The organism is Paenibacillus sp. FSL H7-0331 (assembly GCF_001956045.1).
This window is the reverse complement of sequence record NZ_MRTH01000012.1, coordinates 56,576-73,331: the sequence shown is the minus strand read 5'-3', so window position 1 is coordinate 73,331 and position 16,756 is coordinate 56,576. Positions and strand designations below refer to the sequence as shown.

17 protein-coding genes are annotated in these 16,756 nt (G+C 48.1%); 4 read left to right on the top strand and 13 right to left on the bottom strand.

What is annotated here, in order from left to right:
- Positions 1-327: 327 nt before the first annotated feature.
- Together BK127_RS18955 and BK127_RS18950 are read right to left on the bottom strand one after the other, a co-directional pair.
- Positions 328-1,041, bottom strand: coding sequence for a FadR/GntR family transcriptional regulator (locus BK127_RS18955; RefSeq protein WP_076233072.1), 714 nt, complete (start codon positions 1,039-1,041; stop codon positions 328-330).
- Between the two features lie 169 nt (positions 1,042-1,210).
- The gene (locus tag BK127_RS18950; protein ID WP_076233071.1) at positions 1,211-2,083 is read right to left on the bottom strand and encodes a helix-turn-helix transcriptional regulator; all 873 of its coding nucleotides are present in this window, start codon (positions 2,081-2,083) and stop codon (positions 1,211-1,213) included.
- Between the two features lie 251 nt (positions 2,084-2,334).
- On the opposite strand from BK127_RS18950, the gene BK127_RS18945 reads away from it, so the two are divergent.
- The gene (locus BK127_RS18945) at positions 2,335-4,311 is read left to right on the top strand and encodes a beta-galactosidase trimerization domain-containing protein (protein WP_076233070.1); all 1,977 of its coding nucleotides are present in this window, start codon (positions 2,335-2,337) and stop codon (positions 4,309-4,311) included.
- A gap of 145 nt (positions 4,312-4,456) precedes the next feature.
- Here BK127_RS18945 and BK127_RS18940 read toward each other — a convergent pair whose 3' ends face one another.
- Complete coding sequence (locus tag BK127_RS18940; RefSeq protein ID WP_076233069.1) at positions 4,457-4,759, bottom strand: YunC family protein; 303 nt, start codon at positions 4,757-4,759, stop codon at positions 4,457-4,459.
- 177 nt (positions 4,760-4,936) lie between these two features.
- On the opposite strand from BK127_RS18940, the gene BK127_RS18935 reads away from it, so the two are divergent.
- Entirely contained in the window at positions 4,937-5,482 is a 546-nt protein-coding gene (locus BK127_RS18935) for a hypothetical protein (RefSeq protein WP_076233068.1), read from the top strand.
- Positions 5,483-5,531: 49 nt separating this feature from the next.
- Here BK127_RS18935 and BK127_RS18930 read toward each other — a convergent pair whose 3' ends face one another.
- From BK127_RS18930 to BK127_RS18920, 3 genes are read right to left on the bottom strand one after another with little or no spacing between them, the layout of a single operon-like run.
- Positions 5,532-7,460 carry an EAL domain-containing protein gene (locus BK127_RS18930; RefSeq protein WP_256711367.1) on the bottom strand — a complete coding sequence of 643 codons (1,929 nt, stop codon included), beginning with the start codon at positions 7,458-7,460 and terminating at the stop codon, positions 5,532-5,534.
- Between the two features lie 49 nt (positions 7,461-7,509).
- Positions 7,510-7,890, bottom strand: coding sequence for a DUF423 domain-containing protein (locus BK127_RS18925; RefSeq protein WP_076233067.1), 381 nt, complete (start codon positions 7,888-7,890; stop codon positions 7,510-7,512).
- Positions 7,891-7,917: 27 nt separating this feature from the next.
- On the bottom strand, positions 7,918-8,217 hold the full coding sequence (locus BK127_RS18920) for a hypothetical protein (protein ID WP_076233066.1): 300 nt from the start codon (positions 8,215-8,217) through the stop codon (positions 7,918-7,920).
- Positions 8,218-8,402: 185 nt separating this feature from the next.
- Between BK127_RS18920 and BK127_RS18915 the strand changes: the two genes are divergently transcribed.
- Positions 8,403-9,182: an ABC transporter ATP-binding protein gene (locus tag BK127_RS18915; protein WP_076233065.1), complete on the top strand. Its 780-nt coding sequence runs from the start codon at positions 8,403-8,405 to the stop codon at positions 9,180-9,182.
- A 113-nt stretch (positions 9,183-9,295) separates the two neighbouring features.
- Positions 9,296-9,772, top strand: a complete 477-nt coding sequence (locus BK127_RS18910) for a MarR family winged helix-turn-helix transcriptional regulator (protein ID WP_076233064.1) — start codon at positions 9,296-9,298, stop codon at positions 9,770-9,772.
- 88 nt (positions 9,773-9,860) lie between these two features.
- Here BK127_RS18910 and BK127_RS18905 read toward each other — a convergent pair whose 3' ends face one another.
- The 7 genes from BK127_RS18905 to BK127_RS18875 are packed head-to-tail and all read right to left on the bottom strand — an operon-like array spanning position 9,861 to position 16,735.
- Positions 9,861-10,343: a DinB family protein gene (locus BK127_RS18905; RefSeq protein WP_076233063.1), complete on the bottom strand. Its 483-nt coding sequence runs from the start codon at positions 10,341-10,343 to the stop codon at positions 9,861-9,863.
- Between the two features lie 2 nt (positions 10,344-10,345).
- Positions 10,346-11,515: a CaiB/BaiF CoA transferase family protein gene (locus tag BK127_RS18900; RefSeq protein WP_076233062.1), complete on the bottom strand. Its 1,170-nt coding sequence runs from the start codon at positions 11,513-11,515 to the stop codon at positions 10,346-10,348.
- A 28-nt stretch (positions 11,516-11,543) separates the two neighbouring features.
- On the bottom strand, positions 11,544-12,131 hold the full coding sequence (locus BK127_RS18895; protein WP_076233061.1) for a cysteine dioxygenase family protein: 588 nt from the start codon (positions 12,129-12,131) through the stop codon (positions 11,544-11,546).
- Between the two features lie 24 nt (positions 12,132-12,155).
- Positions 12,156-12,890, bottom strand: coding sequence for a CoA-transferase (locus BK127_RS18890; protein WP_076233060.1), 735 nt, complete (start codon positions 12,888-12,890; stop codon positions 12,156-12,158).
- Complete coding sequence (locus tag BK127_RS18885) at positions 12,887-13,741, bottom strand: CoA transferase subunit A (RefSeq protein WP_076233059.1); 855 nt, start codon at positions 13,739-13,741, stop codon at positions 12,887-12,889. Before BK127_RS18885 ends, BK127_RS18890 begins: the two co-directional genes overlap by 4 nt.
- A 57-nt stretch (positions 13,742-13,798) precedes the next feature.
- Positions 13,799-15,835 (bottom strand): ABC transporter ATP-binding protein, encoded by a 2,037-nt coding sequence (locus tag BK127_RS18880; protein ID WP_076233058.1) that lies wholly within the window; start codon positions 15,833-15,835, stop codon positions 13,799-13,801.
- A gap of 3 nt (positions 15,836-15,838) precedes the next feature.
- Complete coding sequence (locus tag BK127_RS18875) at positions 15,839-16,735, bottom strand: ABC transporter permease (RefSeq protein WP_256711366.1); 897 nt, start codon at positions 16,733-16,735, stop codon at positions 15,839-15,841.
- Positions 16,736-16,756: the final 21 nt, after the last annotated feature.

Below are 16,756 nucleotides of genomic sequence, written 5' to 3'. Positions count from 1 at the left end.
ATGCAGTTTCTTTACAATATCATCTTCTATGATTTACTTTCAGTAACAAGAGGTTTTAACCTCCGTACCGAAACTTGTAAACGAATGTAAGGATGGAAATTTAGTGGTTTGATATAGTGCTTTTCGGTGCTTCATGTAGTGTTGCTGTTCTTTTGTTAAGTTCATATTAATATATTATTAGATTATTGTAAATATTCAGATAATTCTGTTTTATGGGCTAAAAGCCTGAATTTTTAACTCAGCTCCCCATTACCTGCCAATTTCATTTAATTGCTCTATGATCCTATGTATATGAATATTGCCTTCAATATATGGCAAAACAAGCCCTTATTTCTTTAAAAATTTTAGTAAAACCTGTTCGACATGGAACAGATGCTTGCGCATCGCTTCTTGGGCAGCAGCAGGCTCCTGATCACGAATCGCTTCAAATATCGCTTTATGCTCCTCCCACAGCTGCTTCGATACGGTTTTGTTGGCATACATCTGCAGACGTCTCGTTTCTCTGATGGCCGTCTGCATTTGTGTAGATATCGAATCGATCATCCGTGCCATGATGGAATTGTGCGCCGCTTGCGCCAATGTCAAATGAAACAACAGGTCAGAACGCTCTCCCTCCTGCTCATTACCAAGGAAATTCTCCATATTGCGGATGATTTCTTCCAATTTGGTGATATCCTCTGCATTCCGTTTCTCAGCGGCCAATGCGGCATTGGAAATTTCCAGCGCCTTGCGCGCTTCAATCAGCTCAATAACCGTCTCCCGATTCATCAGCAGCGCATCAAATACAGGCAAATCTACATCCTGCGATTCGATGCTTCGCACGTAGCTGCCTTCACCTTGGTGAATTTCAACAAGTCCCATAGCCTTTAATGCGCTTAACGCTTCACGGAGTGTAGATCTGCCTACCTGAAATCTTTCCGACAGCTCCTTGGCAGAAGGGAGCTTCTCTCCCGGCTTCAACTGACCGCTAATAATTTGCTCTTTGATCTGGTCCGCTATGACTTCATATATTTTACGTGAAGATATTTTTTGAATGTCCAACCCCGACGCCTCTTTTCTTTATACAAAATGTCTGTAGTCGTTGAAATCATTATTAAAAGTAACAAACTTCCTGCTAAAAGTATATCCTGTAGCCTTAACGATTCCACATATCATCATGATCAACGGTAATGTGCTATATAAAACGATATTCGAACATATGATTCATGGACTATATGTAACTTTGCGAGGATTTACGAAATAATCCAGGGGTTATCCCGACTGTCTTACGGAACAAACGGATGAAGTAGTTGTAATCATGAATACCTACCTGTGCTGCTATTTCCTGAACTGGCAAGCTGCTGTGAACAAGCAGCCGCTTGGCCTCTTCCATCCTCATCAAATGATGATATTGAAGCGGACTCATGCCGGTATGCTGCTTCAGACAGCGGGCAGCATAATCAAAGTCAAAATGAAGCTGATCCGCAACCCGCTGTGCCTCGAACGGCTCGTTGCTATGCTCCCGTATATACAGCTTGAACTGCTCGGCAATGACATGAGATCTTGTCGAGCGGCGGTTCGCTCTCAAGCCTGCCTGTACCAGGGACAGCAGCCTGCCCAAGGCTACCTGCACATCAACGGCATGCTCTAAGGTGAGACTGCTGCGCAAACGCAGCATATCTTCGAGCGTTGGCAGGAGCGGCCGGATATCGATCTTTCCATATTTGGGTAGAAACAATGATTGCTCTGAGGGTATCAGGTCACTATCGGTTCCCCTGCTTACCAGGGTTGACCAAGGTATTTGTTTCTCGGCCATTCTTGCCACTGGGCGCTCGTGCTTGAAATGAACCCAGTAAATTGAGGTATCCTCCGTGCATGGCATATACCCGCAATGTGTCCGTCCCGGCTCCATCAGCAGCATTTCCCCGCTCTGAATCTCATACGGTATGCTATCCTCCATCATGTATAAGGTCCCAGAGCATACAATCAACATGTCGTAAACCTCAAAGCATCGCTCAAAATGCTGCATACCCGGTTTCCAAACCGAGTGGCCAATGGTTAGAAACTGCGGAAGCGGCGGAATAGGTAACTGGAGGATATCCATCTCGACACTCCTTAGACTTTTGCGTAGCAAAGCTTGGATCGTAAGCGTAACCTAATGTTCCAACCTGTTCAGGTCTTTGTATATTCAGTGTAACGCAAAAAAAACTCATTCACAAACAATTGCAGTCGAAAATGTGCTATAAAAAGTCGCTAGCTCGCCTATTCCCTTCTCCCGACCGGCTTTATAGTGGTAAGGTAGTCTTCATTGTATCCGTAATCACCATCATTTACCCTTGAAGGAGAGTGTCATTTATGCGTTTTCGTCAGGTACATTTGGATTTTCACACCTCAGAGGCGATTCCCAATATCGGCAAGCAATTTTCCAAGCAGCAATTTCAGGACATGCTGATCCAAGGACATGTGGATTCCATAACGATTTTTTCCAAATGTCATCATGGCTGGGCATATCATCCTACCGAGGATAATGAAAGGCACCCCCATCTGGACTTTGATCTGTTAGGTGCCATGATAGAAGCAGCCCATGAGATTGATGTCAAAACCCCTGTCTATGTATCGGCAGGACTGGATGAAAAGCTGGCTCGACGCCATCCGGAATGGTTGATCCGCGATATTAACGACAACACCAATTGGCTGGATGGCTTCATGAAGCCAGGTTATCACCAATTTTGTCTGAATTCTCCTTATCTGGACGTACTCGTACGCCAAGTAGAGGAGGTTGTCCGCAAGTATGAGGGGGACGGTATCTTCCTCGATATTGTTGGCGTTCGTAAATGCTACTGCCACAATTGTGTCAGTACACTGCGCAGCGAGGGTCAGGATCCGCGAGACACCGCGGCGGTTGTTGCCTTAGGGGAGCGCGTCTATGCCAACTATACCCAACGTATTCGTGAAGCGATTGACGCCATCAAGCCAGGTTTGCCTGTTTTCCACAATGGAGGCCACATTCGCCGTGGACGCAGAGACTTGTCCGCCATGAACACACATTTGGAGCTGGAATCGCTGCCGACTGGGGGCTGGGGCTACGATCATTTCCCGCTTTCCGCGCGTTACGCTCAGGGTCTTGGCATGGATTATCTCGGTATGACCGGAAAATTCCACACAACCTGGGGTGAATTCGGTGGGTATAAACATCCCAACGCGCTTCGTTATGAAACCGCCCTCAGTATTGCTAACGGCGCACGCTGCTCAATCGGCGATCAGCTTCATCCGGAAGGGCTGATGGATCCGGCTACCTATGCCTTAATTGGTGCGGCCTATCGTGAAGTTGAGCATAAAGAAGCCTGGTGCAGCGATGTCCAGGCGATTGCCGACGCTGCCCTGCTGTCTGTTGAAGCTATCGGTGCGTTCAAGGAAGAAAAACGTGAGGATCGTTCGGGATCAGCAGATGCCGGAGCCATACGTATGCTGCTCGAAGGAAAGATTTTGTTCGATGTTGTCGATTTGGATAGTGATTATACACGTTATAAAATACTGATTCTTCCTGACGACATCTTGGTCAGTCCCGAGCTGCAGGCTAAGCTGAATGCTTACTTGGCGCAAGGCGGCAAAATTCTGGCTACCGGACGTTCTGGACTGAACGAAGCGGGAGATGCATTTGCCATAGATCTGGGTGTCGCCTGGGAAGGACCCAATTCGTATAAACCCGATTATTTCCGCCCGAGCTTTGAGCTGACTAACCTCTCGAATGCCGCTTTTATCTTCTACGCAGATGGACAACGCGTAAGTTTAACCGACGGACAAGAGCTCGGCAGGCGGGAAAACCCTTATTTTAACCGGGAAGTGTTTACCTTCTGCTCCCATCAGCATACACCAAGCGCCCAGCAGTACGACGGCCCTGGTATGGTCGAGAGCACGAACGGGATTTATTTGGCCTGGAACGTATTCAGCGATTATGCGACTAAAGGCAGTCTCGCTTTGAAGGAATGCGTACTATTTGCGCTGAACCGTCTGCTCCCGGATAAAACCTTGAGTACCAATCTTCCTGCGCAGGGTATCGTAACCTTGATGGAGCAGCCGGCCCAGCATCGCTACATTAATCATATCCTGTATGCCTCTCCCGTCAAGCGCGGCAATGGTGTAGAGGTTATTGAGGACATTGTGCCTATATACGATACCAAGGTGACGGTGAAGCTTGGAAAGATAGCTAAGCAGGTTTACCTGGCACCGCAAATGGAGCCACTGCCATTTGCGGTGAGTGAAGCGGGGACTGATGTATCCTATACCGTGCCGAAGCTGGAATGTCATCAGATGGTTGTCATCGAGGTTTGAGGAATACGGGAACGATATCGCGATCGCATCAGAATTGAATTGAAATTGCAGCTGCCGGATTCGGTAAAATTTAACATACTTTATTTTGAAGAAAGCTTGAGAAATCAGGCTTTTTTCGTTTGTACCTACTCTGCTTCCGATTCATTTAACGCATTAATCCAATCGCATCCTTACCCTTCATCCCCGGCACAATACCCAAGCGTTCTGCTTCATAGGTGACGGATTCCAGTGGAGCCTCCAGCAGTTCCTCGATCGTCTTGACTCCCGTTGCTCTCGCTGCAAGAATGTGGCGATCCTTCAATCTTTCGTTCAGCAGTCCGACATCCAGGGCTCCACACATAATATATCCACGGTCAGTTGTCACTACAATCAGCGTCGTTTTGGGCAGCTTAACCTCAATCGCCAAGGCCGTGAAACCGTCTATTTCAACAGGATGCATCTGGATCATATACGCACCTCCTTTATCAAACTTACACTGCAGTATATGAACAGGGCTGATGAAAGTTATGGGCTATTCGGAAAAATACATAGTGGTTTGGTCATGAACTCGTAAAAGTATGGGCTACTTTTGTACTAGAAAAAGTGATATAGTTAGGTTAGGCATCGTTCAAATGGAGGAGTCCGCATGGATATTAAGCAGAATCATATAGACAAACGCAGATTTCTATTCAATGTAGATATCCTGATTGAAAGCGAATCCAATGGCCATGCTCTGGAAAAGCTACTCCACTTGTTAAATACATCCGAAGTTCAAGATTATTTGGTCAAAGAGGGCATTCATTTAGGTAAAACCATTGAGGTCATCATGCGGGAAACGATTGGCAAGCAACAAGCAGACACCAATTCCGAGGAAAAACCAGATAAAGCTAAAACAACCAAGCCTTTGGATAAAGCTGCAGCCGCCCCCACCATGAAGAAGGATAGCGCCGCCAGCCCCATCAAGCTGGAAGATCCGCATCAAGCCATCTGGGATCAATTTCAGGGCTTTAAGGAACGCAATTCCCTGGTTCGTCTCACCATTGTCAAAGCCAAAGGCATCAAGCTGAGCCTGCCCTGTCGTATTCTAAATGTGGATGCGCCCGGTGGCATGGTCTCCGTGTATCATGTTGACGAGAAGCAGGTCTACCTGTTCAAAATCAATGAAATTGATGATTTCGCAGTAAGCTCATAAAAAAAGCCTTTAACGGGGATACGAATCTCTCCAACGTTAAAGGCTTTTTTTATTCCCCTGACTCCTCATCCTGATGGGCGGCTACTTGTTGAATACGCAGCATCAGCTCCTCCACCTTAACCGTGCTGACGGGAGGACTGAACCAATAGCCCTGTATTTCATTACAATGGTTGTTGCGCAGAAAAACCAACTGATCCTCCGTTTCAACCCCTTCGGCGATCACCCTCAGGTTCATATGCCGCGTCATTGAAATAATGGAAGCAACAATAGCTGCATCATTGGGATCGGTCATGATGTCACGTACAAAAGATTGGTCGATCTTCAGCTTATCGATCGGGAATCTTTTCAAATAGGATAATGAGCTATAGCCGGTACCAAAATCATCGATACTGATTTTCACACCCAAAGCCTTCAGCTCCAGCAATACACCAATCGCAAAGTCAACATCCATCGTACTGCTTTCTGTAATTTCCAGCTCCAGGTAAGATGCAGACAAACCGGTCCGTTGTAAAACCTCCGATACTTGATCACGCAGGTTATGCTGGAGAAACTGCCGGGTTGATAGATTCACAGACACAGGTACAAACAGAAACCCTTCGTCCTGCCACTGCTTATTTTGGCGGCATGCTTCCTGCATCACCCATTCACCAATCGGTACGATTAAACCGCTCTCTTCGGCATAAGGTATAAACTCATTCGGGGGTACGAGCCCCCTGACGGGATGAAGCCACCGAATTAAAGCTTCAAAGCCGACAATGTCACCCGTTTCAATATCCATTTGCGGTTGATAATACAGCATCAGCTCGTTATGACTTAATGCCCGCCGCAGGTCATTTTCAAGGGTTAGCCGCTGTAAGGAATCGGATTTCATTTCTGTATTAAAGACTTGATAGGTCTGCTTGCCCTTATTCTTGGCATGAGTTAAAGCAATGTCTGCGTATTTGATCAAAGTCTCTGCATCCAGCTCTTCATCCGATAACAGAGCAATACCGATACTTGCCGTAATATGTAATTGGAACGCATCTAATGTAAAGGGCTCCTCCAGAACCGCCATCACCTGCTCAGCAAGCTCCGTCACTGAGACCGTATCAGAGCGCCCTGTGAAAAATAATGCAAACTCATCACCCTGGGTACGTGCCAAAAAGTCATCTGGTGTAATACAGCGACTGAACCTCTCCGCAAGCTGCAGCAGCAGCATATCCCCATAATCATGGCCAAAGCAATCGTTAACCACCTTAAAGCGGTCGATGTCTATTAAGAATACAGCCAGAAATCCATGATGCGGATACGCACTGGAAATCACTTCATTCAATTGGTTGACAAACAGGCTGCGGTTGGGAAGTCCCGTCATATCGTCATAATAAGCCATATGGCGAATTCGTTCTTCTGTCCGCTTGTTAGCGGTAATATCCTGACCAATGACGATGATGCCAGTAACATCCAGACCTTGCTTAATGGGGGCAGCCGTAGCATCCAGATCAACCCGATAGCCATCCTTATGCTGTACGGCCGTTTTAAAAGTTTGCGGAGTGCCCTCGCAAGCGTCTTGAACAGCCTGCAAGGAGTGTTGGACGGTTTCCTCGGAGAGCAACGAGTGAAAGGAACGATTGTTCATATCTTCTTTCAAATAACCCAAAATTTGTTCCGTATTCCCGTTTGCTTTGATGATCACACCATCGCGATCCATCAAAAATACAATGTTAGGATTGTGCTCGAACAAGGATTCAAATACAGGTTGATTTTCCTTTAGCCAGCTTTCCATCGAATCATGCACAGCACAATTTTTGACCTGCTTGCTGCTGACAAACCATCCGGGGCGATATATCAAAATACCAAGATAAACGAATGTAATTGCACTGAATCCCACAACAAGAGGGTAGGGGAACCGCAAAGCCACTGCCAAGGCAAACAGAAAATTGGAAGCGAATATTACGTAAAGCTTTGCGGGAACCGTACTGGAGCCGGCAGCCTTAATCATCATAGACCCCCCTTCTGCAGAATATTACCGAGAGTACCCCAAGCTCAACCTATTTCTTGATGTTTTTTCTTGCTGCGTTAATAAAAAATAACCATCCCAATAAAAAGGCTACCCCGCCGAACGGCGTAATCGCTCCAAGCATCGTGACTCCTGTCATGCTGAGCACGTACAGGCTTCCCGAAAATAAGACAATGCCGATCAACATCGACCAGCCTGCTTTATTCAGACTGCTGTTATTCGGTAGGTAGGCGGATGCGAAGCCAATAAGGATTAGTCCAAGTCCATGGTACATCTGGTATTGGACACCCGTCTGAAAATTAGCAAGCATGTTTGGAGGTAATGCATCCTTCAGTGAATGTGCACCAAAAGCACCAAATAAAACAGACAAAAAGGCGCAAATACAGCCAATGATCACAAAACGAGCATTCATTCCATGAGCCTCCACGTAGTAATAGATTTACACCTCGCCAACATCATGCTGGCCAATAATTAATGTTCTGGGTTCGAGATACACGCGTGTCGTGGCAGGTTGAGTGATCAAATCAATTTCAATATCAACAATGCGAATGCGCTGTTTCTTGCCCTCTCTTCTATCATAGACAACATCAAACTGTCTTAATCCCAATTCATTCGTTATAACGGAAGAGCCTACAGCGAGCGCGGACAGCTCAAAATCACCATGGTCAAACAGTACCTCTGCCATAATTTCATCGTTCATATCAACAATTTTCACAGACTGACTAATTGAATACTTCACTCAAACTCCCCCTTAGCTCTGCTGATGCTTCAAAAATTTGAATTCGACATAATCCTCCTTAATTCCTGCTTATACCAAAAAATTGTAGGACCAAGTCCTATACCTAGTAATATTACTTGTAATAGAGATAAAACCTGAGATATAATTTTTCGAATAACGGTTAGGCGGGGAGGGGCTATCAGCTTATGAATACCATCATTGATATGAACGAGGTTAGCTATCGAAGAGATCAGAAAACTGTGCTTAATTGTATCAACTGGCAGGTCAATCAAGGCGAGAATTGGGCTATACTTGGTTTGAACGGCTCCGGTAAAACTACGCTGCTTAATCTCTTAAATGGTTATATGTGGCCAACCTCAGGAAGTATTCAAGTATTGGGGCATCAATTTGGTGAAGTGGATGTCCGCGAGCTTCGCAAAACGATCGGCTGGGTAAGCTCTTCCTTGCAAGAGAAGCTGTATGGTTCGGATCGTACACAGTATGTCGTAATCAGCGGTAAGTACGCCTCCATCGGTTTATATGAAAAGCCGACTGAGGAGGATTATGAGCAGGCTTTAAGCTTGATGAAACGGTTGGGTTGTAGCCATCTGGTAGACCGGACTTATCAAACCTGCTCGCAGGGTGAAAAGCAAAAGCTGCTCATAGCTAGAGCGTTAATGGCCACGCCTGCTTTATTGATTTTGGACGAGGCTTGCAACGGACTGGACTTCATATCAAGAGAGATGCTGCTTACGAGTATCACAGAGCTGGCTGCGCAGCCTGATGCCCCTCATCTCCTCTATGTCACACATCATACGGAAGAAATATTGCCACTTTTCAGTCATAGCTTATTGATTCGCCGCGGAGAAGCTTTTATGCAGGGCAAAACACGTGATGTAGTAACAGGAGCAAATCTATCCACATTTTTTGAAACGTCTGTTGATGTTCGCTGGCATCAGGATCGCCCTTGGCTGTCGGTTACTTAACCTTGCACAGCTCAACAAACACCCATCTCACAGGGCCAAATGATATATTTAGCTCAGGTTTGTGCTATTATAGTAAATATAACAGTACTAAACTGGAAGTAAGGGGGAGTCTGATGAGCACAATTTCCGACAACAGCAAGGAAACAGTCATCGAGGCAACGACTGTATCGTCTCTATGGAAGTCTTTAATGGAATTAAATCGTCAAGTTAAGCAAATGATTCAGCTTATGAGTATTGAGAGCGGTATTTCTTATTCCTCCGTTTGCCTTATTTTCAAACTGGAGCATGTACCATCATTAAAAATGAACGATATTGCCGGTTTTTTGTCCATTACCGTTGGTGCAGCTACCAGTTTAGTTGACAAGCTGGAATCACAAGGGTGGATTGAGCGTATTCGTTCCTTGGAGGATCGGCGTATTATTAATGTGCGCCTGACCGAACAAGGTATCCGTCAGCTGACAGAAATCAGAGAGCAGTTCACGGCGCGGGGGGAGCATATTTTCACTGCCATTCCTCAGGAGCAGCTCGCAAATATGGAACGGGAGTTAGGCAAAATCAACTCGATCATGAATCATTACAACCAAATATAAGCCAGATGCAAATAAACAAATAACCCTCCTACTCTAATCGTGACGTTGAAGGGTTATTCGCTATGATTGCTGAAATCCGGGATATGAATTATTTCACGGACCACGCCGCTTTGTTCCTGTCGATTTGTCTTACATGTATATTCACATGGTTAATGAAGCCTTGAAACAAATCCGAGATTGTAACTTCCTTTTCCCCGTTCAATCCTTTTTTACTCCAGTCTGCCTCCGTCAATCGCTCATAAAACAACGCATTATAATATAAAATCGCCTGAAAAGCGCTTAATATTTCTGCAATGGAGGTTTCATTAGCTCTTGAATCGGCCACCCATGCATCCTGATCATAGAGCAGAAACGGTGGCAGCTGTGCGGAGCCTTCGGCCACGATCTTGCGTATGCGTATGGAATGCACCAGACTCGCGTCCACGAGATGAGCTGCTACTTCCTTGATGCTCCACTTGTCCACTGCCGGCTTCCACACCAGCTGACCTTCAGTCAAGTCCTCTATCGCTTGTTGAATCAAAGCATAGGTTGCCCGGAAATCATGAATAGAACGTAAAGTGATCTCGCTCATCGTTATACTCCCCACTCTTCGAATAATTGGTGATTATGCTCTCCCTTAAGAGGAGGTTTGCGGTAAATCTGAAATTGATAGCCCGACAGCTTGACCGGATAACCAACCGTCATGGTCGTCGTGTTATTGGGCAGCTGAAGCTCATGCAGCAGACCTGAATCGGCAACAGCCTTGTCGTTCAAGATATCGGCAAAATTATTGATTGGAGCGCAGGGTACGCCTCTGCGGTCAAACTCCTGCAGCCATGCTTCCGCCGTTTGGGTACTGAAAACCGGTTGCAGGATCGCTGCAAGCTCTTTTTGGTTACGGGCTCGCATGGCTTGAGTGATGAACCTCGGGTCATCGGCGAGCGCCGACAAAGCTGTCGCCTCGCATACCTCCCGCCACAGCTTATCGTTACCGGCAGCAATGACAAAAGGCTTGTCGCTGCCTTGATAGCCCTGATAAGGTGCGTTGCGGGGATGTGCGCTGCCCAGACGTGCAGGCGCAACCTGGTTGCCATAATATTCGCTCGTCTGCAGAGCGGATATACCGAGGACGCTTGCCAGCATCGAGCAATCGATGTAGGCGCCCTGCCCGCTGCGCTCCGCCTGCAGGATCGCGGCGACAACCGAATAGGCGCCGTACAAGCCAGCGGCAAAGTCAGCCACGGGTACGCCGCATTTCACTGGCTCCCCTTGTTCCTCGCCTGTCACACTCATCAGGCCGCTGATCGCCTGGATCGTCACGTCGAAAGCACCCTTTTGCGAGTAAGCCCCCTCCTGTCCATAGCCGGAGATGGAACAGTACACCAGCTTGGGATTGGACTGTGACAAAGATTTATAATCCAGACCGAATTTGCCCAGTACACCAGGACGGAAATTTTCAACGATCACGTCCGCTTTGGCACACAGCTTCCGAAGATTTGACAGCTGCTCCGGCGATTTAAAATCGATCACGATACTACGTTTATTGCGATTCAGAGAGCTAAAATTAGAGCTGTATGCTTCGCCATCGTCATTTTCAAAAAAAGGCGGCCATTCCCTCATACTGTCTCCGATATCCGGCCGTTCCACTTTGACTACGTCCGCGCCCAAATCGGCAAATAACATTCCGGCAAAAGGCCCTGCCGCAATCTGCCCAAATTCCAATACTTTAACGCCCGAAAGAGGTCCTTTCGTTAGCTGCTCCATGTAGGTCACCCCTTGTCGTATTCAGCTGTTAGCTGTAGATCGGAGCCGGATTGTCATGTCTGGTGACGACATCCCGGTAAGTACCGGTTTGCACATCATGAATATGGCGCTCCTGCTTTCCTATATCTGTTCCATAAATGTGAACCGTAATCGCAATTTCATCAAAAGGGTTGGAAACACCATGTATATCATAATCCGGCGGATACACGAATGTGATATCCCCTTTGTCCGCTTTCACCTCGGAAACCTCGCGAATCGAATAACGGGGCTCAGCTGAGATACCATGATCCTCACGCTTAAATCTTTTTTCGATTACCGATCCGCGGTACAAGCCTACCAGACCCCAGACCAGATGGTCATGAACCGGAGCCGTCTGACCCGCCCCCCAGATGAAGGCAATCACGGAGAACGCTTCATTGTCCGGTTTGTACAGTAAATACTGGGCATACTTGTTCGGCAAAGGCTCCTGATAAGCTGTCGGAATCAATTCTTCATAGGCAAGCAGCTTTTGCAGTAGAGGGCGGACGCCCTCTATAATACCGCGATAATCCTTGTTGGACTCCAGCACACTGCCGATCTCGTATTCCAACTGCTTCCAATCATAGACGCTGCTCATAAACCATCCTCCATAGAAATCAATTTATTTGCCAAAAACACTTCGCACAAATTCAGGGTAAATCCGCTTCAGTTGCAAATTTACGACCCCTCGCAGCAGTTGAAGCTCTTTTGCAGATGGTTCAACTGTTTGCGGTATCGGCACGCTAGTGATTCCAAGCTCAAATCCGGTTTGCGTCTGAACATGAAGGGGCTCGATACCCGGTGCCGTATGGGAAAGCTTCAATCTCCCGCCTTCTTGGGCTGATGGCCTCATAATACCAAGTGGAGTGAACACCCCCTCCAATTGACTGTTCCGATTGACATAAGGCTCCGAGCTTGCAGACGAAGTGACAAAATCCAGCTTTTCAGGAAATCCCTTGACGTTATGATCGGTCTTGAACAGGAATATGCGCTTGCACATAAAATAAACAACCGCTGATCCGGCACCTCCAGGCAGTCGAACCTTCGGAGCGCTGTAATTCCCAATGACATGGAGATTGATATTGCCATAGGAATCAATTTGTGCGCCGCTCAAAAAAAATACATCGATCCCACCGCGCTGCATCAAATTGAAAAATTCGTGTGTGCCCTCAAAGGGCCAATCCGGCTGGCCGAGAATGTAAACTGTCGCATTGGGGGCATGGAGCGCTTGGGCCAGTAAAGCAGCAGCGGCTGGTACAGGCGAGTTATTCCCGACACCGACCGTCTCGTGATCCTTTAATTCACGGGCCAGATTACAAATCAATAGTTCATCCTGCGTGTAGCAGCGTGCATTCATCGGCTTACCTCCCGAAGGGATACGGCATTACGATCATCGTCATGATGGTGTGGATCGAATATGTAACGTTTCACATATTCGGCAAAGCCAGCTTCCGATCGAGACGCTTCCACATATGTGCGCACGTGCTCACTATCAATCTCATACCTGCCAGGGCAGCTGGTGGGGTATGCCCCATGTGGGGCGTGCACAATCGCCGTTATAAATGCCGATGGAATTATCGAACCTTCGGCACGGCGCAGTTCCTCTGGCGATACGATCTCTTCAACGGAAACAATCGTCTGCCCAGACGCCTGGGCTAATATCCGGTTATTTTGCGAAGGATGGGCGATAACATTCCCTTCCGTATCCGCTAGATAGGCGTGAAACAATGCCGTATCCGGACGGATCGCAGGAACAATAGCGATCTGCTCCTGCTCGTCATAAGGATTGCTTATGATATGGAAATCAGGTCGAATACGCATATAATCCGTTCCGATCAATCCCCATACAGGGATAAAAGGAATGCCCATCGCCCCCGCCTGTACAGCCGAAGCGAGCGAGGGGCAGGCGTGCTCGAAGCCTGACAGGGAGCCGTCCTCAAATCGGCGGCGAAAATGCGGTGCGAAGCCGAATTCCCCCAGCGAAACCTGTGAAAATTCGAGGCTTCGTGCGACACCCGCCCCGATCAGCAAATCGGCATTAATTGCTGCCGCGCCAACGCAGATCACGGACAGGTCGTGCCTGCCAGCACGAATGAGCTCGCGGATCAGCGCCATTGGAGACATTTCCATATTGCCGCTTATAGCCAGTGAACTACCATTTTTTACCAAATTATTGACAGCTTGTATAGATAATAATCGGGAGGTCATCCTCTACCCCTTCCTTGCTGCGATCTGTTGAATAGCTTACGTACCGTACTGAAGGGTCTACACCGGATAGTGGCAAGCTGCCCAATGCCCCTGTCCGACCGCCCTCAGCTCGGGCACCAACTCTTTGCAGCGCGCTGTAGCAGCCGGGCAACGGGTATGAAACCGGCAGCCGGAAGGCGGGTTCGCTGGCGAAGGCATCTCACCCTCAAGCGGCACAAATACTCTTGTGCGGTTGGGGTCTGCGATCGGTATAGCAGACAGCAGTGCTTTCGTATAATGATGGGCGGGCTGCTTGAATAACTCGTCCGTAGGTGCAATTTCGACAAGCTTGCCAAGATACATCACCCCGATACGATCGGAAATATGACGAACGATATTAAGTCCGTGGGCAATGAACAAGTAGGTCAGATTCAGTCGCCCCTGCAGCTCCTGCATCAGATTGATCACCTGGGATTGAACCGAAACATCGAGCGCAGAAACCGCTTCGTCCGCCAAAATAAATTTCGGGTTGAGCGCAATCGCTCTGGCGATGCCGATTCGCTGACGCTGCCCGCCGGAAAATTCATACGGATGCCGGTCATACCAGCTTGGGCTTAAGCCCACGAGCTGCATCACTTCCTCTACCTTCTCCCTCTTGGCTGCGCCCTTTAACGAATCGTGCACCCACAGGGGTTCGCCGATAATATCACCGACCTTCCAGCGTGGATTGATCGATCCGAAAGGGTCCTGGAACACCACCTGCATATCACGCCGTGTTTGCTTTAGCTCCTTGCCTCTCAGGCCAACCAGATCTTTACCCTGAAACAGCACGCTGCCGCCCGTTGCCTTTTCCAGCTGGATCAAAACCCGGCCCAGCGTCGTTTTGCCGCAGCCGGACTCACCGACAAGTCCAAATGTCTCTCCTTTATTAATTTGAAAGGAAACGTCATCCACAGCACGGATCGCTCCACGGTCCCGCTGAAACATTCCCCCGTTAATGGGAAAATATTTCTTGATCTGTTTGACCTCCAGCAGTGCTGGGGTATGCTCTCCGGAGGCTGCAAGCGCAGCGGCATTCCGATCTCTGCCTATGGCAAGCTCACCCTTAACGGTTGATCCCCAGAAAACCTCAGCCGCCATGTTATCCAATCTTTCGGCATGCCAGCAGGCAACCTCACGACCGTTAACCTTCAAAAGCGGCGGCTCCTCCGCGAGGCAGCGATCCGTTGCGTAGGGGCAGCGGGGGTGAAAGCGGCAGCCTGCTGGCAGATCGGACAAGCTCGGAATCGATCCGCGAATCGTATACAGTCGTGTATTCCGGTCGTTATCCATAGCGACAATCGACTGCAGCAGTCCCTGCGTATACGGATGGGACGGGCTTTCGAACAACTGGTGAACGGAAGCCTGCTCCACTACCTTCCCGGCATACATGACCACAATCCGGTCCGCCATTTCGGCGGCAATACCAAGGTCATGGGTGATCAGCAGGATGGACATATTGAATTCGTCCTTCAGCTCACGCAGCAAATTCAGAATTTGCGCCTGAATGGTTACATCCAGAGCGGTTGTCGGTTCATCGGCAATTAACAGCTCGGGTCCGCAGGCTAAAGCCATGGCAATCATAGCGCGTTGGCGCATCCCGCCTGACAGCTCGTAGGGATACTGCTTCATGCGGATTTCCGGCTCCGGAATTCCTACCCTGCGCAGCAGTTGAGTCGCTTTCTCCTCAGCCGCAGCCTTACTGATCGTCTCATGACGCAGGATCACCTCGATAATCTGAAAGCCGATACTGAATACAGGGTCAAGCGCAGTCATTGGCTCCTGAAAAATCATTGCGATTTTTTTGCCACGAAGCTCACTGATTTCTTTCTGTGACAGCCCGACCAGGCTGCGACCGTTAAACTCAATATTACCGCCGGAAATTCGCCCGTTATCATAATCAATCAGACGCATAATCGATAAAGAGGTAATCGTTTTACCGCTTCCTGATTCTCCGACAAGGCAAACAATTTCTCCGCTGCCGATCTGCAGATCGACCTTGTTAATCGCATTCAGCGACCCTTTGGATGTTTGAAAATCGACCGAGAGCTGATGAAGTTCAAGAAGCTGTTTCATGTGTTATGCCCTGCCTTTCTTCGGATCCATCCGGTCACGAAGATCATCTCCGATCATGTTGACGACAACGACCAATATGGTAATAGCCAAGCCCGGAAAGGTAGCAATCCACCAGGCAACTGTCATATAGCTTCTTCCCTGTGAAAGCATGTAGCCCCAATCGGGAATTTCCTTGATGACGCCCAGCCCCAGAAAGCTTAAGCCCGTTCCTACCAGAATGGAGCTGCCTACGCCAATCGTCATCATAACGAGCAGAGGTGAAAAACAGTTCGGTAAGATGTGCCGGAACATGATCTCCATATGAGACGTTCCAATCGACCGTGCCGCATCAATGAAGGGCCTATTACGAATCGTAATCACCTGGCTTCGCACGACTCTGGCTTTATTCGGAATGGAAGCGATACTGATGGCCAGAATCACATTAAAAAAACTCGGACCCAACACGACCGCAATCACGATAGCAAACAAAATACCCGGAATGGTCATCATCACATCATTGATACGCATGAATACGGAATCGACAACACCGCCGAAATAACCCGCAACCAGCCCTATGGCGGTGCCTATCAAACCGCCGATCAGAACGGAAATGACCCCGATCATCAGCGACTGCCTACTCCCATAAACGATCAGTGACCACACATCCCTGCCGAATTGATCGGTGCCCAGTATGTGCGAAAAGCTGGGCGCCTTCAATAATTCGTCCGTTAGCATGTCCGTAGGCGAATAAGGTGCAACCCACTGCGGGACAATCGCGAATATGACCAGCACAGCTAGAATGAATATGGAGAAACCAAGAAGCAGGTTGCTGAACGAAACCTTCCTGTATAAAGAAATCGGTGGCTGTTGCTTGATTCTATTCGGAGCCAGAGCTTCAGTCGTAACCGAGTTCATAAGCATGTGATAACTCCTCCCTTATTT